This is a genomic window from Nakamurella endophytica (assembly GCF_014646215.1).
Classification (GTDB): Bacteria; Actinomycetota; Actinomycetes; order Mycobacteriales; family Nakamurellaceae; genus Nakamurella; species Nakamurella endophytica.
This window is the reverse complement of the sequence record NZ_BMNA01000003.1, coordinates 68,145-88,134: the sequence shown is the minus strand read 5'-3', so window position 1 is coordinate 88,134 and position 19,990 is coordinate 68,145. Positions and strand designations below refer to the sequence as shown.

17 protein-coding genes and 1 pseudogene are annotated in these 19,990 nt (G+C 75.0%); 11 read left to right on the top strand and 7 right to left on the bottom strand.

The genetic code is table 11. From position 1 onward, the window contains the following. Window positions 1-687: 687 nt before the first annotated feature. Complete coding sequence (locus IEY37_RS07545; RefSeq protein WP_188940956.1) at window positions 688-2,094, bottom strand: FNR domain-containing protein; 1,407 nt, start codon at window positions 2,092-2,094, stop codon at window positions 688-690. 330 nt (window positions 2,095-2,424) lie between these two features. Between IEY37_RS07545 and IEY37_RS07540 the strand changes: the two genes are divergently transcribed. The 3 genes from IEY37_RS07540 to IEY37_RS07530 all read left to right on the top strand — a co-directional run bounded on the left by IEY37_RS07540 (window position 2,425) and on the right by IEY37_RS07530 (window position 6,268). Then, window positions 2,425-3,849 (top strand): serine hydrolase domain-containing protein, encoded by a 1,425-nt coding sequence (locus IEY37_RS07540; protein WP_188940955.1) that lies wholly within the window; start codon window positions 2,425-2,427, stop codon window positions 3,847-3,849. A 153-nt stretch (window positions 3,850-4,002) separates the two neighbouring features. Continuing rightward, window positions 4,003-5,364 (top strand): FNR domain-containing protein, encoded by a 1,362-nt coding sequence (locus tag IEY37_RS07535; RefSeq protein ID WP_188940954.1) that lies wholly within the window; start codon window positions 4,003-4,005, stop codon window positions 5,362-5,364. A 151-nt stretch (window positions 5,365-5,515) separates the two neighbouring features. Next, window positions 5,516-6,268: an aspartate/glutamate racemase family protein gene (locus IEY37_RS07530; RefSeq protein ID WP_188940953.1), complete on the top strand. Its 753-nt coding sequence runs from the start codon at window positions 5,516-5,518 to the stop codon at window positions 6,266-6,268. A 222-nt stretch (window positions 6,269-6,490) separates the two neighbouring features. Here IEY37_RS07530 and IEY37_RS07525 read toward each other — a convergent pair whose 3' ends face one another. The 3 genes from IEY37_RS07525 to IEY37_RS07515 all read right to left on the bottom strand — a co-directional run bounded on the left by IEY37_RS07525 (window position 6,491) and on the right by IEY37_RS07515 (window position 9,340). Beyond that, complete coding sequence (locus IEY37_RS07525; RefSeq protein WP_188940952.1) at window positions 6,491-6,817, bottom strand: cupin domain-containing protein; 327 nt, start codon at window positions 6,815-6,817, stop codon at window positions 6,491-6,493. Window positions 6,818-7,137: 320 nt separating this feature from the next. Beyond that, a complete protein-coding gene (locus IEY37_RS07520; protein WP_188940951.1) occupies window positions 7,138-8,733 on the bottom strand; it encodes a flotillin family protein in 1,596 nt (531 codons plus the stop codon). A 46-nt stretch (window positions 8,734-8,779) separates the two neighbouring features. Beyond that, window positions 8,780-9,340 carry an NfeD family protein gene (locus IEY37_RS07515; protein ID WP_188940950.1) on the bottom strand — a complete coding sequence of 187 codons (561 nt, stop codon included), beginning with the start codon at window positions 9,338-9,340 and terminating at the stop codon, window positions 8,780-8,782. Window positions 9,341-9,459: 119 nt separating this feature from the next. Here IEY37_RS07515 and IEY37_RS07510 point away from each other — a divergent pair, with 119 nt between their 5' ends. The 4 genes from IEY37_RS07510 to IEY37_RS07495 all read left to right on the top strand — a co-directional run bounded on the left by IEY37_RS07510 (window position 9,460) and on the right by IEY37_RS07495 (window position 13,853). Continuing rightward, a complete protein-coding gene (locus IEY37_RS07510) occupies window positions 9,460-10,641 on the top strand; it encodes a serpin family protein (protein WP_188940949.1) in 1,182 nt (393 codons plus the stop codon). 74 nt (window positions 10,642-10,715) lie between these two features. Continuing rightward, on the top strand, window positions 10,716-11,642 hold the full coding sequence (locus IEY37_RS07505; protein WP_229674127.1) for a hypothetical protein: 927 nt from the start codon (window positions 10,716-10,718) through the stop codon (window positions 11,640-11,642). Window positions 11,643-11,688: 46 nt separating this feature from the next. Continuing rightward, complete coding sequence (locus tag IEY37_RS07500) at window positions 11,689-12,738, top strand: zinc-dependent alcohol dehydrogenase family protein (RefSeq protein ID WP_188940948.1); 1,050 nt, start codon at window positions 11,689-11,691, stop codon at window positions 12,736-12,738. After that, entirely contained in the window at window positions 12,735-13,853 is a 1,119-nt protein-coding gene (locus IEY37_RS07495; RefSeq protein WP_188940947.1) for an alcohol dehydrogenase catalytic domain-containing protein, read from the top strand. Before IEY37_RS07500 ends, IEY37_RS07495 begins: the two co-directional genes overlap by 4 nt. Before the next feature lie 103 nt (window positions 13,854-13,956). Here the strand turns inward: IEY37_RS07495 and IEY37_RS07490 are convergent, their stop codons facing one another. Both IEY37_RS07490 and IEY37_RS07485 read right to left on the bottom strand, forming a co-directional pair. Continuing rightward, a complete protein-coding gene (locus IEY37_RS07490; RefSeq protein WP_188940946.1) occupies window positions 13,957-14,571 on the bottom strand; it encodes a Dps family protein in 615 nt (204 codons plus the stop codon). Between the two features lie 96 nt (window positions 14,572-14,667). Beyond that, a pseudogene (locus IEY37_RS07485) lies at window positions 14,668-15,710 on the bottom strand (glycosyltransferase 87 family protein). Between the two features lie 585 nt (window positions 15,711-16,295). On the opposite strand from IEY37_RS07485, the gene IEY37_RS07475 reads away from it, so the two are divergent. The 4 genes from IEY37_RS07475 (at window position 16,296) to IEY37_RS07460 (ending at window position 19,076) form a co-directional block, all read left to right on the top strand. Then, window positions 16,296-16,541 carry a hypothetical protein gene (locus tag IEY37_RS07475; RefSeq protein WP_188940943.1) on the top strand — a complete coding sequence of 82 codons (246 nt, stop codon included), beginning with the start codon at window positions 16,296-16,298 and terminating at the stop codon, window positions 16,539-16,541. A gap of 63 nt (window positions 16,542-16,604) precedes the next feature. After that, window positions 16,605-17,366: a beta-ketoacyl-ACP reductase gene (locus IEY37_RS07470; RefSeq protein WP_188941463.1), complete on the top strand. Its 762-nt coding sequence runs from the start codon at window positions 16,605-16,607 to the stop codon at window positions 17,364-17,366. A 76-nt stretch (window positions 17,367-17,442) separates the two neighbouring features. Next, entirely contained in the window at window positions 17,443-18,615 is a 1,173-nt protein-coding gene (locus tag IEY37_RS07465) for an acyl-CoA dehydrogenase family protein (RefSeq protein ID WP_188940942.1), read from the top strand. Continuing rightward, entirely contained in the window at window positions 18,612-19,076 is a 465-nt protein-coding gene (locus tag IEY37_RS07460) for a MaoC family dehydratase (protein WP_188940941.1), read from the top strand. Before IEY37_RS07465 ends, IEY37_RS07460 begins: the two co-directional genes overlap by 4 nt. A gap of 78 nt (window positions 19,077-19,154) precedes the next feature. On the opposite strand, the gene trmB is transcribed toward IEY37_RS07460, so the two are convergent. Further along, on the bottom strand, window positions 19,155-19,928 hold the full coding sequence (gene trmB / locus IEY37_RS07455; protein ID WP_188940940.1) for a tRNA (guanosine(46)-N7)-methyltransferase TrmB: 774 nt from the start codon (window positions 19,926-19,928) through the stop codon (window positions 19,155-19,157). Window positions 19,929-19,990: the final 62 nt, after the last annotated feature.

The following is a 19,990-nucleotide window of genomic DNA, read 5'->3' as shown; positions in this document are numbered from 1 at the left end:
GAGTCCCGGCGGCGATCGGCGACCGGACGTCCGGTCTCCTGGGCCTGGGCCTGGGACCGCGGAGGCCGGCCCTGAGCGGGCGCGCCCCCCGGGTACTGCGGGTCCTGCGGGCGGGGCCAAGGCTGCTGGGCGCGCGGGTCCGGCCGGTACTGCAGTCCCTCGGGCCGGAACTCCGCGGTGTCGGGTCGGTACTGCTGTCCCTGTGGCCGGTACCCCGCGGTGTCGGGTCGGTAGTGCTGCTGCCGGGGATCGGCCGCCGGCCGGGGCTGGGAACCGGCGGGACCGCGGTGTCCCCAGCCACCTCCGGGTGCACCGGACCCGCCGGGCTGCGGCGTCCGCCCGGTCCCGGGCTGCGGCGGGTGGCCGGCCGGGCGGTCCGTGCCCGCTCCCCGCGACTGCCCCCCGGTACGAGGTCCGCCAAGCCCCCCGGTCGGAGGTCCGGCCTGCGATCCGGTGCGAGGTCCGGCCTGCGACCCGGTGGCGGCTGCGGCCGGCGACCCGCTCGGCGGTGTCCCCGGTGTCCCCGGTGTCCCCGGTGTCCCCGGTGCGCCGGGCGGCGGGGGAACGGCGGCGGGCCGGCCGCTGGGCGGCCGGCCCTGGTCGTCGCCGGAACGTGCCGAGGGGTCCTCCGGGTTCATGCGGTCGATCTTCGCGCACGTCCGGCGGCCCGTCCCGGCCGCCGCGCGATCAGGAGTCCCAGATCGGGCCGAAGGCCGCGACGCCCCGCTGGTGCAGCTGGCTGACCACCCGCAGCGTCGTCCTCTTGTTGGAGATGACGATGACGGCCTCGGCGCCGGCGGCCATCGCGGTGCGGTAGGCCAGATCCGCCAAGTCCGGCTTGCCCTGGGCGTCGGTGTCCCACAGCACGGCGTCCGGCTGGGCCGCGAAGATCTCGCCGACCAGCTCCCGGCCGTACGTCCGCTCCGGGTTCCGGGTGACCCAGACCAGCTGGGCGGGAGTCTCGTCGTTGAGCAGGTGCGGCAGGCACGGCGCGATCCCACTGCCGGTGGCCACCCACACCACCTTGGTGAACAGCCGGGCGACGGTGCCGACGCCGGTGGTCGGGACGCCGCGCACCCACACGTGGTCGGGACGGTCGTCGATGAAGCGGGAGGTCCAGTCGCCGGCGCGGGAGACGGCGAGCCGGTAGCCGGTGCCCTCGCGGGCGGTCATATTGGCGAAGGCGTGCCACTCGCCGAGCGGCCGGCGGGCGATCCGGCTGGCCGACCCGGTACGGATCCGGATGCCGCGGTCGATAGAGACCAGCGCGACGTGCGACGACGGGGTGACGACGTCGACCGGCACCCGCCGCAGCTGCAGCCAGGGGATCAGGGCGAATACGGCGACAGTGGCCAGGATCCAGGTGTTCGGGGAGACCAGCACCGAGTCGATCACCGCGGCCGGGCGGGTGGCGGCGACCAGCACGGTCAGCACCGCGAACAGCACCAGGGACAGCCAGCCGCCGTACCGGTGGGTGGCCTCGAAGGTGTCGTGGTGCCGCTCGCGCATCTGCGGGCGGGCGCAGACCGCCATGACGACCAGGTCGGCCACGATCGCGCCGGCCACGGCCAGCACGGCGATCCAGAGCCCGTCGCCGGAGCCGGTGAGGACGTGCTCGCCGACCAGTGCGGTGAACGCGGAGAACCACAGCACCGCCGCGATGGCGCAGCCGACGTGGACGCCGGCGGTGACCTGGTAGACCCGGGCCAGCGCCACCCGGACCCGCAGCGGCCAGCGGGTGGGGGCCGACGTCGCGGCGGCGAAGACGAGGTTGACGAAGTACTGCTGCCGCACCAGCGCCGCGATCCCGATGTCCACGGACGCCGCGGTGATCGTCGCGGTCAGCGCGGTGGCCCAGGACGGTGCGGTCGCCAGCAGGACCACGGCGGCGGCGGCGTTGAGCGCCAGCACTGCCAGCAGCAGGTGACGGAACGCCACGAACGCGGGACGGGTCGAGACGTGCGGCCGGGTCGCCGGCGCCGCGCCGACCGCCGCTGCCGCAGGCACCTCGCGGACTGCCGGTGCGGCCTCCGTGGCCGGTGCAGGCGTGGAGACCGCTGCGGCTGGTGTGTCGGTGATCAGTGCGGTGCTCATGGCGTCCACCTCGACGGGCCCCGCCCGGCCGATCCGGGCTACAGCAGGAGCCTCCGTCCGGCGCGACCCGGTCCCTGTCGTCCGGGACGGCGATCCGGAGGAGGAACCGCGCTCCACCGATCGGCGGACAGGACGGTGCCGCCGGTGCCGCCGATCCCGGCTCGGAACGCGTCACCGGGGCGACCGGCGTCGTCCGGGCGTCGGGCACCGACCCCGGTGGGCGGCCGACACGTACGGCGCGCTGGATGATCAGGTAGACGATGGCCGGCACCACGACGCCGCCTGCCACGTCGCCCACCACATCGACCCGGCCGAGGAGTCGCTGCCCCGATGACGCAAGCCCCCCACCCGCTGCCCGACGACGAGTCGCTGGCCGAGGCGCTCGACTACGCCGGCCGGTACCTGGAGTTCCAGCAGCGGTACCAGCGCGTCCCCGGTGTGCAGGTCGCGGTCTTCGCCCGGGGCGGCGTCCGGTTGTCCGCGGCGTTCGGCCTCGCCGACACGGCGTCGGGCACCGCACTGACCACCGGCCACCTGTTCCGGATCGCCTCGCACTCGAAGACCTTCACCGCCACCACGGTGCTGCAGCTGGTTGAGCAGGGCCGGCTGCGCCTGGACGACCGCGCCGCGGCCTGGATCCCGGAGCTGGACGGCCACCCGGCCGGCGACTGGACGGTGCGGGAGCTGCTCAACCACGCCGCGGGTGCCGTCCGGGACGGGACCGACGGCGACTTCTGGCAACTGCGGCTGCCGTTCCCCGACCGGTCCGGCCTGCTGGACGTGCTGCGGTCGGCGGGGGCGGCGGTGCTGGAGCGCAACGAGCGCTTCAAGTACTCCAACATCGGGTTCGGGCTGCTCGGGATGGTCGTCGAGGCGGCGTCCGGCAGGACCTTCGCCGACCACGTCCGCGACGACATCGCCGGCCGGCTGGGCCTGGCGGACCTCGGCGCGGAACTCGACCCGGATCGGGCAGGGGAGTACGCGACCGGCTACTCGGCACTGTCCTACGCGGACCACCGCGTGGCCATCGACCACGTCGACACCCGGGCGCTGGCCGCGGCCACCGGGTGCTGGGCCACGGCCGAGGCGCTGGTGCAGTACTTCGCGGCGCACTTCCACGGGGACGAACGGCTGCTCACCGACGGGTCCAAGCGGCTGCTGCACCGCGGCTGGTGGCCCGTCGACGGTGAGAAGGACGCCCGGTACGGCCTCGGCTTCTCCCTGCGCGCCATCGGTGACCGCTCGCTGCCCGGGCACGGCGGCGGCTACCCCGGACACATCACCAACTCGGTGTTCGACCCGGAAGCCGGCTTTGCCGTCTCCGTCCTGACCAACGCCATCGACGGTCCCGCCCAGGCGTTGGCCACCGCCGTCGTGCAGCTGATGGACCTGGCCGGGCGGGAACCGCGTCCGGCGCCGGACGGCCGGCTCGACGGGTTCACCGGCCGGTACGCCTCGCTGTGGGGCGTGGTCGACATCGCCGTGCTCGGCGGTCGGCTGTACCTGCTCCCGCCGTCCGCCGCCGACCCCACCGACCACGCGGCCCCGCTCGACGTGGTCGACGACCGCAGGCTGCGCATCGCGGGCGGATCCGGTTTCGGCTCCTACGGCGAGGAGCTCGTCTTCGACGTCGACGCGGCCGGATCGGTCCGTTCCGTGCGCGCCGAGAGCGGCATGACGCGCTGGCCGATCGACGCCTTCCCGCTGCTGGACGGCGACCGCGTCACGGTGCCGACGCAGCAGGGAGCGGGCTGAGCCGACGGAGCAGGGCGCGCGAGGCCGGCCTGCCGTGGCCGGTCCGGTGCAGCACCGCCGACCTGGTGCGACTTCGGCCGATCGGCCCCGCCGGATGCCGGCCGCAGGCTAGCGTCGGGCGTTGCTCCCGGCGTTCGAGACCAGAGGACCACCATGGCGACACGGCTCGACGGCCGGGCACCGGGCAACGCCGGCACCGGTCCCGCGGAGCGGGACCTGCCGCCGCTGCTGACCGGGATCCGGTTGCGCCTGGCGGGCGGGCGGCTGTCCCCGTTCCACCGGGTGCTGTGGCTCATCGCCGCCGCGAACGTCGTGTTCGGCGTGGTCTTCCTGCTGACCCGGCCGTCGTGGAACCTGTGGCTCGGCGGCCTGCTGACCGCGGCCAGCGTCGACATCGGCCTGGCGGCGCTGATGCGCCAGCAGTACTTCGTCAACGCGCTGTTCTCCGTGGCGACCTCGGCCCCGCTGCGCTGGCCGCTGCGGATGCGGGCCGCCCTGGCGCAGGTGCACCACCTGCCGGGCGGGGTGCACGTGGGGGCCGCCACCTCGGCCACCGTGTGGTTCGTGGTCTACGCGGTGTGCGTGGTCGTCACGCCGCCGCCGGCCGCCGGCAGTGCCCAGCACGTCGCCATCCTCGCCGTCGTCGTCGCCATCGCCCTCGACCTGCTGGCGATGTCCTGGTGCGCCCGCCCCGCGATGCGGCACCACCACCACGACCTGTTCGAGATCACCCACCGGTACGGCGGGTGGCTGTCCATCGCGTTGTTCACCGCGCTCACCGTGCTGCACGCCGCCGCGGACGTCGGACCGGCCGGCAGCGACATCCTGCGGTCGCCGAACACCTGGATCCTGGCGGTGCTGTTCGTGTTCGCCGCCATCCCGTGGCTGCAGCTGCGCCGGGTACCGATCACCATCACCGAGCCCTCGAACCACGTCGCCCTGGTCTCCTTCCGGCACGGCCGGGTCCGCGTCGGATCGGCCAGCAGGATCGCGCGCCACCCGCTCGGCCAGTGGCACGCCTTCGCCAACATGACGACGCCCGGTCAGCAGGGTTTCCGGATCGCGGTGTCCCGCGCGGGCGGTTGGACCGGCGACTTCATCGCGGACGCGCCGGCACACGTGTGGACCCGTGGCGTTCCGACCACGGGTGTCGGTTCGGTGAGCCGGCTGTTCACCAAGGTCGTCTGGATCGCCACCGGCAGCGGCATCGCGCCGGCCCTGCCGCACCTGCTCAGCGACCCGACCCCGGCCCGCCTGGTGTGGGTGACGCGCAGCCCGGAGCGGACCTACGGCGCCGGCCTGGTCGGCGAGATCCTGGCCGCCCAGCCCGATGCCGTGCTGTGGAACAGCGACGAGAAGGGCAAGCCCGACCTCAGCGTGCTGGCCTACCAGGCCTACCGCGACTTCGGCGCCGAGGCCGTCATCTGCATCTCCAACAAGGACGCCACGCTGCGCCTGGTCACCGAGCTGCGCCGGCGCGGCGTCCCCGCCTACGGTCCGATCTGGGACTCCTGACGGCGCAGCAGGTCCGGCGCCGCGCGCGCCGACACCCGCGACTCGGTGGTTCGGTCCGGTGGGCAGCAGCCGGTGCCGCTCCGACGTGGATTTCCCGCCGCCGGCGAAGACCCCCACCGGACCGGCCGGTGCGCCGGGCAGGATGCTCTGCATGACGACCACCGGCAGCCCCGACGCCCGCACGAGCGCGACCGAGCCCGTCCGCCAGCGACTCCTCGGCCTGATCGGCGGGATGAGCTGGGAGTCGACGGCGCAGTACTACCGCACGGCCAACGAGCTGGTGCGGGACCGGCTGGGCGGCTTCCACTCGGCGCGGCTGGTGCTGACCTCGGTGGACTTCGCCGAGATCGAGGCGCTGCAGGTCAGCGGCGACTGGGACGGCGCCGGACCGATCCTGGCCGCCGAGGCCGCGCGGCTCGAGGCCGCCGGCGCCGAGCTGCTCCTGCTGTGCACCAACACCATGCACAAGGTGGCCGACCGGATCGAGGCCGCGGTGTCCGTCCCGCTGCTGCACCTGGCCGACACCACCGCGGCAGCGGTGCGCGCCGCCGGGCTGACGACCGTCGGGCTGCTGGCCACGGCCTTCACCATGGAGCAGTCCTTCTACCGCGACCGGCTCGCCGCGCACGGCCTGCAGGTGCTCGTCCCCGAAGCGGACGACCGGGCGGAGGTGCACCGGATCATCTACGACGAGCTGTGCCAGGGCAGGTTCCTGCCCGAGTCCCGCCGCACCTACCAGCAGGTCATCGACCGGCTGGTGGCCGCTGGCGCCCAGGGCGTCGTCCTGGGCTGCACCGAGATCGAGCTGCTGATCGGCGCGGAGGACAGCCCCGTGCCGGTGTTCGCGACCACCCGGCTGCACGTCGAGGCCGGGCTCGCCGCGGCGCTGGGCGCGGTGGACTGATCGGCGGACGCCGCAGTCGGTCCGTCACCTGCTCGTGGAGCCGGCGTTCGGCCACGGTGTCCGGCGTGTCGCTGCGGCCCTGCGCGCGTTGCCCGCTCCGGCCGCCTCGGTCCCGATGGCGGCCACCCTGAGGGGCCGACCCGTCGGCGAGATCCCGCCCGACCCACGGATCCACGGGCCGGACCGCGTTCCCGTCCAGTACGGCCGGCCGGCGCGGCCCGGTCAGTTCATCGAGCAGGCCGGCGGGTTCGGAACCATGGAGTGGACGGTGCCGGCCGGGACGAAGCCCAGCTTGCCGCCGGTCGCGATTCGGTACCACATCGGGTTGCCGGACAGGCTCTGCCCGCGCGCCCAGCACTGGAGGTACACCTCGGTGTCGGCGCGGAGGTCGACGTGCACCGGCGTGGATCGATCGGTGGGCAGCATGTACGACGTCGTCGTGGTCTTGACGACGCCGGTCGGCTCCCGGTCCGCGGCGGCGGCGGCGGTCGCGGTTCCGACGGCCAGGATCCCGAAGGCGGCGGCGGCAACGGCGGCGAGAGTGCGCATGACGGAACCTCTTCCTCTGGTCCGGCCGGGCGGGTCCCGGTCGGTGCCGGGTCTCCCCGGTGCTGTGACCAGTCTCGGAGCGACCGGCGCGCGGCCCCGTCCACCGATGAACCCCTCCGTCGAGGGATCGGGGATCCCCTGATCGGGGGACGGGCGCGTCCCGCCCGGTGCGGCGCCCGCCCGGTGCAGCGCCCGCTTGCTCCAGGGCTGTCGCTGGAGGGCGGCGAGCAGCGCACCGCGATCACCGGACGCCTGCACCCGCCAAGCTCGTGCACCGACCCGCTGTCCGACCCGCCCGATGCGCCTCCGGCGGTCGAGGCTCAGCGGTCGCCGCCACCGTCGATCGGGATCTTCGTCGCCCCGCCGTTGACGGTGCCGTGGTCGGCGGCCACCGCGGCGACCGAGCCTGCAGGGGTGACGGCCTGGCCGCCGAGCCGGGCGAGCAGGGCCTTGAGGTCGACGCCGGTCAGGTCGCCGGCGATCTGCATGCCCTGGGTGACGCCGCTGGCCACCGACCGGCTCAGCGTGCCCGGGCCGTCCGCCGAGATGACCGTCATCTTGTCCACCGAGGACAGCGGCGCGGCCGCGGCCTGCACGATGTCCGGCAGCACCTTGACGAGCAGGTCGAGCACGGCAGCCTCGCCATAGGTCGCGAACGCCTTCGCGCGCAGGTCCATGGCACCGGCCTCGGCCTGGCCCTTGGCGGTGATGGCCGACGCCTCCGCGGCGCCCTCCCGCTCGACGGCCTCGGCGACGGCCTGCCGGCGCAGCCGCTCGGCCTCGCCCTTCTTGGCGCCCTCGATGGCTTCCGCCTCCGCCAGCGCGGACCGGCGCGACCGCTCGCCCTCACCGGTCAGCCGCGCCTGCTCGGCCGCCGCCTGTGCCGCGGCGATCGTCGCCTGGCGGTCGGCCTCGGCGCGGGCGATGGTGGCCTGCTGCTCGGCCTGAGCGCGGGCGATCGTCGCCGACTTGTTGCCCTCCGCCTGCTGCACGATCCGGTACCGGTCGGCGTCCGCGGGCTTGCGCACCTCGGTGTCCAGCTGACGCTCCTTCAGCGCCGCGGTGCGTTCGGCGACCTTCTCCTGCTCGGTGAGCACCCGCTGGTCCTGCGCCGCCTTCGCCAGCGGGCCCGCGGCCGCCGATTCGGCCTTGGCGGCGTCGATCTCGGCGGCGATCTGCGCCTGCTTCAGGGACAGCTGCCGGTTCGACACGGCGATGGCCTCCTCCGCCAGCAGCCGCTCCTGCTCGGCGGCCTGCCGGGCGCGGGCCTCGGCGATCGCGGCCTCCTTCACCACCCGGGCCGCCTCCGGCCGGCCCAGGTCGCGCAGATACGTTCCCTCGGCCTGAATGTCCTGCAGCTGGAAGGTGTCCAGCACCAGACCCTGTCCGGTCAGCGAGGTCTCGGCCTCCTCGGCAACCGCGGAGGCGAAAGCAGCGCGATCGCGGATGATCTCCTCGATGGTCAGCCGGCCGACGATGGACCGCAGCGCACCGGCCAGCACCTCGGAGGTGAACACGTCGATGCCGGTCTGCTGGTTCAGGAACCGCTGCGCCGCCGCCCGGATCGAGGTCTCGTTGCCGCCGACCTTGACGATGGCCACGCCCTCCAGGTCGCACTTGACGCCCTGCTTGGACACCGCGCCGCGGATGCCGACCGGGATCCGGCGGCTGGACAGGTCGATCGAGTGCAGCTTCTGGACCACCGGCAGCACGAAGACGCTGGCGCCCATCACCACCTTCTGGCCGGAGCTGTCGGTGGAGATCTCACCGGTGGACGAGGTCACCGCCCGGCCGCGCCGCCCGGTCACCAGGAACGCCTGGTTGGGTCCCGCGACCTTGATCCGGGACAGCACCAGCAGCACGACCAGCAGGACGAGCACGACGATGCCGCCGATGGCGATGACGATGGGGGACATGGGTCTCTCCGCAGCAGGGTGGTGATGGGGTCCGGTGACCGGTCGGTCACCGGGGGTCGGTGGCGGTCGAGACGACCTCGACCGAGGTGGCGGACGGCGTGCCGACGACGTACACCGGCGTGCCGGCGGGCATCGGGCCGTCGGCCCTGGCGTGGTACTTGAGCAGCTGCCCGGCGACCGACAGCCGGACCTCGCCGTAGCCGGCGGCCGGGATGGCCGTCACCACGACGCCCTGGCTCCCCAGCAGGTCGGTGTCGGTCAACGTCGGGTCCGTGCGCATGTGGAACAGCGCCGACGAGAGCCGGACCGCGCCGTAGGCCAGCGGGAGCGCGGCGACCAGACCCACCGCCGCGGCCAGCAGCGCCCGGCCGGCGGCGGGCCAGTCGCCGGGCACCAGGGCGGCGACGATGGCACCGACGAACCCGGCACCGCCGACGAGCGCGGTCAGGGCCGGCAGCGAGAACGGGCCGTCGGCGTCGGGATGGCCGACGTGCAACAGGTCGCCGAGCACCAGGGCCAGCACGAGCAGCACCAGCCCCGCCCCGCCGACGAGCAGGAACGCCAGCGTCACCGGCTCCATGCCCCCATCGCCCCTCTCGTGTGGCATCCGCACTGTAGGCCCGATCCGTCCCGCTCGTCCGAAGATCACCCGACAGTGATCCGAGGGCCGTGGGAGCTGCCGCGATGCCGGCGCCGCGGTGTCACTGCGCTGCCAGACTCGCCGGCATGAGCAGCGACACCGACCCGTCCGAGCGCCCGGCCGACCTGCGGCACGCGGTCGCCCGGTACGCCGACCGGCTGCACGGTGGGATCGGAACCGGGCACCACGTCGCGTCGCCGCTGGGTGCCTGGCTGCTGCTGGCGGTGGCGGCATCCGCCGAACCGGGCGCCGGGGAGCTGGCCGGCGCCCTCGGCATGCCGCCGGACCGGGCCGCGGCCCACGCCCGCGGGCTGCTCGCCGCACCCCCGACCGCCGTGGCGGCCGCGGCCGGGTTGTGGACCCAGCTGGATCCGGACCGGGTCGGACGCTGGCGGTCGCGGCTGCCCGCCACGGTCCCGGTCGGGCCGGTGCCCGGCCAGGCGGCGCTGGACGCGTGGGCCGCAGAGCGCACCGGCGGGCTGGTCGAACGGTTCCCGGTGCAGGTGGACGCGACGACCGTGCTGGTGCTGGCCACGGCGCTGGCCACCCGCATCGCATGGTGGTCGCCGTTCGACACCGCGCCGGGCGCCGAGCTGGGCGGCCCGTGGGCGGCCCGGCTGCGGCACGTGCTGCGCACCCCGACCCGGGGACACCACTGCTGGATCGGCACGCACCCGGTGGCCGGGGACGTCGCCGTGCACGGCACGACCGGGGACGGGCTGCGGGTGACCTCGGTGATCGGCGCGCCGGACGTACCGGCCGCCGCCGTGCTCGCCGCGGCGCACGACGCCGCCGCGGGGTCCCTGCCGGCCCGGTCGCTGTTCGACCTGCCGCTGGGCGACGGGCCGTGCTGGACCGTCACCCAGGACCCGACCGGACCGTCCGGCGAGCAGTGCACCGCGCTGCTGCCGGCCTGGTCCGCGAACTCCCGGCACGACCTGTCCCGCCCGGAGCTCGGTTTCGGCGCCGCCGCCGCGGCGCTGGTACCGGAGGTCGACCGGTGGACCGCGGCGCAGGCGGCGGTCGCCCGGTACGGCCGCCGAGGGTTCGAGGCGGCGGCGGTCACCGGCATGGCGGTGATGATGAGCGCCCGCGTCGAGCAGTCCGGTCCGCGCCGCGACGCCGTCCTGCGGTTCGGCCACCCCTATGCCGTCGTCGCGACCGTCACCGATCGCGGTCCCTGGCACGGCCTGCCGGTGTTCTCCGCCTGGGTCGCCGAACCCGAGGACGCGGACGACGCGGAGACCGGACCGGGCCCGCGGCGATGACGGAGTGAGGACGCGGCGAGGACGGGGCGGGGACGCGGTGAGGACGGGGCGAGCGGCGGGGCCAGGATGACCGGGTGACCGCGACCCCGCCGCCGGCCCGCGCCGTGCTCGACGCGCTGTCCTACGCCCGTGGCCGGACCGTGCTGGTCGCCGACGAGCCGGGGCCCGGGGTGTGGGTCGGGGCACCCAGCGTCGCGGTCGACGGCGACCGGTTCCTGCTCGCCTACCGCGAACGACGACCGGGGGACCGCGGGCAGGCGGTCGTCGTCGCCGGGTCGACCGACGGGCAGCGGTGGACCCCCCTCGCCCGGCTGCGCCGCGAGGACCACCACTGCGACTCGCTGGAGCGCCCCTGCCTGGTCCGGACGGACGCCGGACGGTGGCGGCTCTACCTGTCCACGGCCACCCCCGGGACCAGGCACTGGCAGGTGGTGGCCGTCGAGGCCGACTCGCCGGCGGACCTGCCCGGGGCGGAGCCGGTCGTCGTGCTGCCCGGCGACCCGGAGCGGCTGGCCGTCAAGGACCCGGTGATCCGCCGCGACGCGGACGGCTGGCACCTGTGGGCCTCGTGCCATCCCTTGGAGGACCCGGACGCCACCGACCGGATGCGCACCGACCACTTCGTCAGCGCGGGCGGGCTGTCCTGGACGGCGCGCGGCACCGCGCTCGCCCCCGCCGCGACGGGCTGGGACCGGCGCGGCGTCCGGTTCACCGCCGTGCTGCCCGTTGCGGACGGGTTGCTCGCCCTGTACGACGGCCGCGCGGACGCCGCCGAGAACTTCGAGGAGCGCACCGGCGCGGCCCTGGGTGCCGGCGCGGCAGCGACCTTCGAGCGGCTGGCCGGCCGGCCGGTGCTCGTCTCGCCGCACGGCCGCGGCGGCCTGCGCTACCTGGACGCGGTCCGCGGACCCGACGGTGCGCTGCACGTCTTCTACGAGTCCTCCCGCGACGACGGCGGGCACGAGCTGCGCCACCAGGTGCTGCCCGGACCGGGGTGGTGACCACCCGGCGGGTGGGTCGCCGGCCGCCGCCGGGGATGATGTCGGGGTGAGAGCTGCGATCTTCCAGTCCCCCGGGTCCGTCGTCACCCAGGAGGTCCCCGACCCCGGCGTGGTGCTGCCCACCGACGCCGTCGTCCGGGTCACCGCGTCCTGCATCTGCGGATCGGACCTGTGGCCGTGGCGCGGCATCAACAAGCGCGGCGAGGGCCGGATCGGTCACGAGTTCCTGGGTGTCGTCGAGGAGACCGGCGACGAGGTCTCCGGCATCCGCACCGGCGACCTGGTCATCGCCCCGTTCGTCTGGTCGTGCGGCGAGTGCGTGCACTGCCGCGCCGGGTGGACGACGTCCTGCCTGGTCGGCGGCGGGTACGGCAGCGACGACCGGGACGGCCACCTGGTCGACGGCGGTCAAGGCCAGTACGTGCGGGTCCCCCGCGCCGACGGCACCCTGGTGGCCGCGCCGGTGGCCCCGGACGACGCGCGGATCCCGGCGCTGCTGACGCTGTCCGACGTCATGGGCACCGGGCACCACGCCGCGGTGTCGGCCCGGGTGGCGCCGGGCGGCACGGCCGTCGTCGTCGGGGACGGGGCCGTCGGGCTCTGCGCGGTGCTCGCCGCCCGCCGCCTCGGCGCCGAGCGGATCATCGCCCTGTCCTCCCACGAGGACCGCGCCGCCATCGCCCGCACGTTCGGCGCCACCGACGTGGTCGCCGTCCGCGGCGAGCAGGCCGTCGCCCAGGTCCTGGAGCTGACCGACGGAGTCGGCGCCGACAGCGTGCTGGAGTGCGTCGGGATGACCGCGTCCTGGGACACCGCGCTCGACGTGGTGCGACCCGGCGGCACGGTCGGGTACGTCGGCGTGCCGGCCGGCGTCGAGGGGGGCCTCCCGCTGCGCAAGCTGTTCGGCCGGAACATCACCGTCGCCGGCGGCGTCGCCCCGGCCCGCACCTACCTGCCGGAGCTGCTCGAGGACGTGCTGAACGGCACCATCGACCCCGGACCGGTCTTCACCTCCGAGGTCGCGCTGGAGGACATCGCCCAGGGCTACGACGACATGGACCAGCGCCGGTCGATCAAGGTGCTCGTCCGGCCGTGAAGGCCGTCCGGTACACCGCCGCGGGCGTGACGCCGGAGCTGGTGGAGATCGACGAGCCGCGGTGCCCGGACGACGGCGTCCTCGTCCAGGTGCACGCGACCGGCGTCTGCCGGTCCGACTGGCACGCCTGGGTGGGTCACGACCCGGTGCCGCTGCCGATGGTGCCCGGGCATGAGTTCTCGGGCGTGGTGGCCGCCGTCGGGCCGGAGGTCCGCCGCTGGTCCGTGGGCGACCGGGTCACCGTGCCATTCGTGCTGGGGTGCGGGCACTGCGAGTTCTGCCTGGCCGGCGACGGCCACGTCTGCCCCACCCAGGAGCAGCCCGGGTTCACCCGCGACGGTTCGTTCGCCGAACTGGTCGCGCTGCCCCGGGCGGACTTCAACCTGGTGGCGCTGCCGGCGGAGGTCGGCGACCTGGCCGCCGCCTCGCTCGGCTGCCGGTTGGCGACCGCCTACCGGGCGCTGACCGTGCACGGCCGGCTCCGGGCCGGCCAGTGGGTGGCGGTCTTCGGCTGCGGCGGCGTCGGGCTGTCCGCGGTGATGATCGCCGTGGCGCTGGGCGGCCGGGTCATCGCCGTCGACCCGGACCCGCGGGCCAGGGCCGCCGCCGCGGACCTCGGCGCGGAGCACCTGCTGTCCGACCCGGCGACCGCGCCCGACGAGATCACCGCGCTGACGGGCGGTGGCGCGCACGCGGCCGTCGAGGCCATCGGGCGGCCCGAGGTGGCCGCGGCGTCCGTCCGGTCCCTGCGCCGCCGCGGCCGGCACGTCCAGGTCGGGCTGCTGCTCGGCGACGACGCCTCGACCGCGTTGCCGATGGACCTGGTGGTGGCCCGGGAGCTGACCGTCGTCGGCTCGCACGGCATGCCGGCCGCCGACTACCCCGGCCTGCTGGCGCTCGCCGCCTCCGGTGCGCTGCGTCCGGACCGGCTGGTGGGCCGGGTCATCGGCCTGGACGAGGCCGGCGCCGCGCTGGTCGCCGCCGGCGGGCGGCCGGTCACCGGCGAGCCGGGCAGTGCCGCGACGGCCGGCCGGCCGGGGATGACCGTCGTGGACGTGGCGACCTGGGTGGCGTCCGCCGCGTCCGTCGCGGGCTCTGACGGCGTCCGGCGCTGACTTCCGCCCGGGATCCGGCGTGGAACTCGACGCAGCACCCCGGACGCGGACCGGCCCGCCGACGGAGGCGTCGGCGGGCCGGGAGGTGCTGGGACCGGAATGGTCAGGACTCGTCGGTCGAGACCGCTCCGACCTTGGTCTCCTCGTCGGTGAGCTCCTCCGCGCCGGCCTCGCGGGCGGCGTCGCGCTCCGTCCGCTCCTGCTCGGTGACCAGGGAGCCGGAGGCGTTCTCCAGGTGGGCCCGGATGAACCAGTGGAACTGCTCGAGCGAGTGCAGGTGCCCGATGAGCATGTCGTTGCTGACCGGGTCGGCCTCCTCGACGGCCTCGGCGGCTTCCCGGTGGCCGGACACCACGCCCTGGTACACCAGGTCGAGCGCGCCGAGGTGGGCGATGGCGTCGCCGCGGCCGATCGAGTAGTCGTCCCAGCTGCGCTCCTTGACCAGGGCGCCGGGGGTGCCCCGGACCGGGGAGCCGAGCGTCGCGATGCGCTCCGCCGTCTCGTCGACGAACCCGCGGACCGCCTCGACCTGTGGGTCGAGCATCTCGTGGACGGCGATGAAGTGCGGTCCCACGACGTTCCAGTGCACGTGCTTGAGGGTCAGGGCCAGGTCGTTCAGGGCGTGCACCCGCTCCTGCAGCACCTCCGCGACCTGTGCCCCCTCCTTGGGATCCAGGGTCGGGACGGTGAAACGGGGCAGCCGGGTTCGGCGCGCCATGCGTGGCTCCTCTCGTCGTCGGATGATCGCTCCCGACGGTACCCAGTCCCGTGCGGGGCCGAACCGTGCAGCGCGGAGCGGTCGGAGCGCGTCGGCTCAGCCGGCGACCGCGGCGGCCGGCCACCGGCCCGGCCCCGGCGCGGCGGGGGCGGCGGCCGTGGACACCGGCAGGAGCAGCACCGCCGCCAGGGTCCACAGCATGGGCAGGCTTGCGGCGAGCGCGGCCAGCGGTCCGGCGTCCGCGTAGTCGGTGAAGGGCAGGCTGAAGGCCCGGCGGACGTCGAACCCGAGCGCAGGGATGCCCGACACCACCAGCACCGCGGGGACGACGGCGCGGCGGGCCCGGCGGCGGACGTCGTGCAGCGACGCGCTGGGCGCCGCGACCGCGGCTTGCAGCATCCGCACCAGCCGGGTGGCGATCACCACCGCGGCCGGGATGACCCACACGATGTGGTGCACCCACGTCACCGGGCTGACCAGCGCGCCGAGCAGCCCGGTGAGGGTCACGGCGGCCAGCAGGTCGCCGGCGTCGAGGGCGCTGCGGATGCGAGGTACCGCCACCGCCAGGACCGCGACCGTGGCCGCCAGCCACAGCGCGCCGCTCGGCGCGCTGGGATCGGCCAGCCGGTGGAGCAGTCCGTTGAGCGACTGGTTGTCGGAGCTGCCGACGAAGCCCACCCGGTTCGGGTCCCACACCAGTGATGTCCAGTACTGCCAGGTCTCGACCGGGGCGAACACGGCCGCCACCGCCGTGGCCCCGATCGCCGACAGCAGGGAGACCACGGCGGCCCGCCACTGCCGGGCGAGCAGGAAGTACAGCAGGAAGACGCCGGGAGTCAGTTTCACGCCATCGCCAAGCCGACGCCCAGTCCGGTCCACCGGCTCCGCCGCCGCCCCAGCACGAGCAGGTCACCGAGGACGAGGACGGCGAGGTACAGGTTGATCTGGCCGTAGGCCAGAGTCTGCCGGACCGGCTCCAACGTGAACAGTGCGGCCGTCGCCACACCCACCGTCACGGCCAGTCGGCCGCCGCGCAGGGCGAAGCGCTCGCGGACGCACAGGAGCACGGACAGTGCGGCGGCCGCCACGATCGCCGCCACGCTGAGCACGACCGTCGCGGGCAGACCGAGCAGCAGCATCGGCCGCATCAGGACGGCCGCCAGGGGCGGGTAGGTGAACCCCAGCGAGACGTTCACCGGGTCGTACTGGGCGTAGTCGTACAGGTGGTTGCCGTCCGCCCAGAACCGCACGGCGTTCCAGTAGATGGCCAGGTCGAACTGGCCGTGGTGCGGACCGGTGTAGTCGTGCGCCCACAGGTAGGCGAACAGGGCGGCGAGGACGACGCCCGCGGCTCCGACGGCGACCGCCCGCGGGCGTCCGGGGATCGTCGGCAGTCGCTGCAACCACGTCCGTCGGTGGACGGCGGGACGGGACGTGGTCGCGGGCATCGACGGCCATCGTGCCCAGGGCTGTGTTGGTCCCTGGTTGGCCGCGGGTCCGTGGTCCGACCGCCGCGCGGCGCGCACCGCCCGGCGGTCGAGGAGATCCTCGGCGTGGCACGGGGAGTCGGCTCCGTGCGGCAGGATCCGCAGCAGGGCGACCGCCGGAGCACGTGACCGGTCTCACGGCGCGGCGGGGACCCGGCGGCAGGAGCGGACCGGCGAGGCCAGAATGGCGGCAAGGGTTCGTGGCCCGGCGCCGCCGGCCGGCAGGAGGAGATCGCCATGCAGGACTCGACCGGCGCCAACGCGCAGGGCTACGGCGGCATGCACCGGCCGCCGGGTGCCGAGCCGGTGCCCGACGAGGGCGTCCGTGCCGACGAGGTGGATGCGGGGGAGGCCGAGGCGGAGGCGGCAGAGCTGGTCGCCGAGCGGTCCGAGGGCCCGGCTCTGTCGGACTGGACCGCCGAGGACGACCGGCATGCCGCGGCGGCCAGGGCCGCGCTGCCGGACCCGGACACCCGGGGCTGAGCCGGGCGGTACCTTGGCCGCGAGCGGCAGGGTGGCCGCAGTCGGGAGGACGCGGTGGCCAGGGTGCAGGAGCGGTTCACCGGTCGGGTCGCCCTGGTGACCGGCGCGGCCCAGGGGATCGGCGCCGCGACCGCCGAGCTGCTGGCCGAGCAGGGCGCCGCCGTGGTCGTCGCCGACCTGTCGGGTGAGCGGGCGTCTCGCACCGCCGCTGACATCTCGGCCGCCGGCGGCCGGGCCGTGGGCATGGCCGCCGACGTCGCGGACGCCGACTCGGTGTCCGCCATGGTGGACCGGGTCGTCGACGAGTTCGGCCGGCTGGACATCCTGGTCAACAACGCCGGCATCACCCGGGACGACCTGCTGCACAAGATGCCGCGCAGCAACTGGGACGCCGTGCTCGCCACCAACCTGACCGGCATGTTCCTGTGCTGCCAGGCGGCCGGCCCGCACATGGTGCGGGAGCGCTACGGCAAGATCGTCAACCTGTCGAGCCGGTCCGCGCTGGGCAACCGCGGTCAGGTCAACTACGCCGCGGCCAAGGCCGGCGTGCAGGGGCTCACCGCGACCTTGGCCATCGAGCTCGGGCCGTTCAACATCAACGTCAACGCGGTGGCGCCCGGGTACATCGCCACGGCGATGACCGATGCGACCGCCCACCGGGTGGGCTACGACCCGGCGGAGTACCAGCGGCTGGCCGCGGAGCAGACGCCGCTGCGCCGTGTCGGGCAACCCGGCGACGTGGCCGCGGTGATCGCGTTCCTGGCCAGCGACGAGGCCTCCTACGTCTCGGGGCAGACGATCCACATCAACGGCGGCGCCCGCTGAGCCGTCCGGGCCGCCGGCGTCCCCCGCGCCGACGGCACCACCGCCCCGCCACCCACCGACGAGGAGCCCGGAGCACATGGACTTCGCCCTGACCGACGAGCAGCGCGCGATCCGCGACACCGCCCGGGAGTTCCTGCGCAACGAGGTCATGCCGCTGGAGGCGGAGGCGCTGCGCCGGGAACGGGCGCACCGGCCCGGGCTGGAGCCGGACGAGCTCCGGGAGCTGCAGCTGCGGGCCAAGGCGTTCGGGTTCTGGGGGCTGTCCACCCCGGAGCGGTACGGCGGCATGGAGCTCCCCGCCGTCACGCAGTCCCTGCTGGCGACCGAGCTGGGCCGGACGTGGGTGCAGTTCGACTTCGGCGGCGAGGCCGACAACATCCTGTACCTGGCCGACGAGCGCCAGCAGCAGGAGTACCTCCTGCCGACGATCGCCGGCGACCGTCGGTCCTGCTTCGCGATCACCGAGCCGGGCGCGGGCTCGGACGCCGCCAACATCCGGTTGACCGCGCGGCGGGACGGCACGGACTGGGTGCTGGACGGCGAGAAGACCTTCATCACCGGCGGCGACCACGCCGACTTCGCGATCGTCATCGCCGTCACCGACCGGGACAAGGGCGTGCGCGGTGGCGGCACCACGGCGTTCCTCGTCGACCGCGAGATGGGCTGGCGGTCCGAGCCGATCCCGACGATGGGGGAGGGCGGCCCGGCCGCGCTGGTCTTCCAGGGCGTGCGGGTTCCCGAGCGCAACGTCCTCGGCGAGGTCGGTCAGGGCTTCCAACTGGGGATGCAGTGGATCGGCCGGGGGCGGTTCCTGATCCCGTCGCGCGGGCTGGGCATCGCCGAGCGGGCGCTGCAGATGGCCGTGGACCACGCGACGACGCGGACCACGTTCGGCCGGCCGATCGGGGACAACCAGGCCATCGCCTGGATGATCGCGGACTCGGAGCTGGAGCTGGAGGCCTCGCGCTGGCTGGTGCTGCGCGCCGCCTGGGGCATCGACCAGGGCGAGGACGCGCGGCACCCGTCGTCGATGGCCAAGCTGTCCGGCGCCACCATGGCGAACCGGGTCGTCGACCGGGTGATGCAGATCCACGGCGGCATGGGCTACACCCGCGAGCTGCCGATCGAGCGGTGGTACCGCCAGGTCCGGCTGTTCCGGATCTACGAGGGCACCGACGAGATGCAGCGGCTGATCCTGTCCCGCGACCTGCTGCGCGGGTACACCCGGATCGGCCAGTGGCTGCGGTGACGGAGCCGCGGGTCTTCGCCGGGCCGGACGAGCTCGCCGCCGCGGCGGGCGAGCGACTGGGCCCCGGCGAGGGTGTCGTGGTGTCGCAGGACCGGATCCGGGCGTTCGCGGACGCCACCGGGGATCACCAGTGGATCCACCTGGACGCCGACCGGGCTGCCGCCGGTCCGTTCGGCGGCACCGTGGCGCACGGCTACCTGACGCTGTCGCTGCTGCCGGTGCTCGTCCGCGGGCTGTACCGGGTCGACGGTGCGGCCCTGGTGATCAACTACGGGTTGGACCGAGTGCGCTTCCCCGCGCCGGTGCGGGCGGGCAGCACCGTGCGGGCGACCGCAGTGCTGGGCGCCGCGACACCGGTGGCCGGCGGCTGGCAGCTCGTCGCCACGGTGTCGGTGACCGCGGACGGGGCCACGAAGCCGTGCTGCGTCGCGGAGACGGTGAGCCGGTACCTCGCCGGCTGACCCGGTCGGCGAGCGGTTGCTCCTGCGGTCCGACCGCGCCGGTGCCGGGAGGGCGGGTCGGGCGACGCCGGCGCCGGCTCAGCGGCGGACGAACACCAGGTCGTGGATGGTCCGGCCTTCCGCGAGGCCGCGCCGTTCGAACCGGGTGCGGGGGCGGAAGTCCGGCCGCGGCGCCCAGCCCGGGTGCGCGTTGCGCAGGCCGCGGGCGGACGAGCAGACGGCGAGCATCTGCTCGGCGTAGGGGGTCCAGTCGGTCGCCAGCCGCAGCACGCCGCCGCGCCGGAGCCGCCCGGTCACCAGCTCGACGAAGTCCGGGGTGACCAGCCGGCGCTTGAGGTGGCGGGTCTTGGGCCACGGGTCCGGGAAGAACACCCACACCTCGTCCAGCGAGGCCGGCGCGATGTGCTGCTGCAGCACGTCGACGACGTCGGCGCGGAGCAGCCGGACGTTCTCCACGCCGGTCCTGGCCAGGTGGTGCAGCGTCTGGGCGACCCCGGGCTTGTAGACCTCCACCGCCAACAGGTCGATCCCCGGACGGGCGGCCGCCATCTCGGCCGTGGACTCGCCCATCCCCGATCCGATCTCGAGCACCAGCGGTGCCCGCCGCCCGAACACGGCCTGCGGGTCGAGGTGACCGGTGGGCCGCTCCAGCAGCCACCGGTCCCCCTGGCTGGCCCAGGCGCGACGCTGGACGTCGTTCAACCGCCCGCTGCGCGGGCTGAAGCTGACGATGCGGCGGAAGTGTGCCGGGCGGTCACCGAGGTCGACGGCCGGCCGGCCCTCGACGTCTCCGGTGACCGGGTCGTCGTCGACGGGACGGGTGCCGTCGGTCGGCGCGTCGGCGGGCTGCACGGTGGTCGAGGGTAGTCACCGGGCGCGGCGTGGGGCGTCCCGGGCCCGGGGAGGACGGGGGA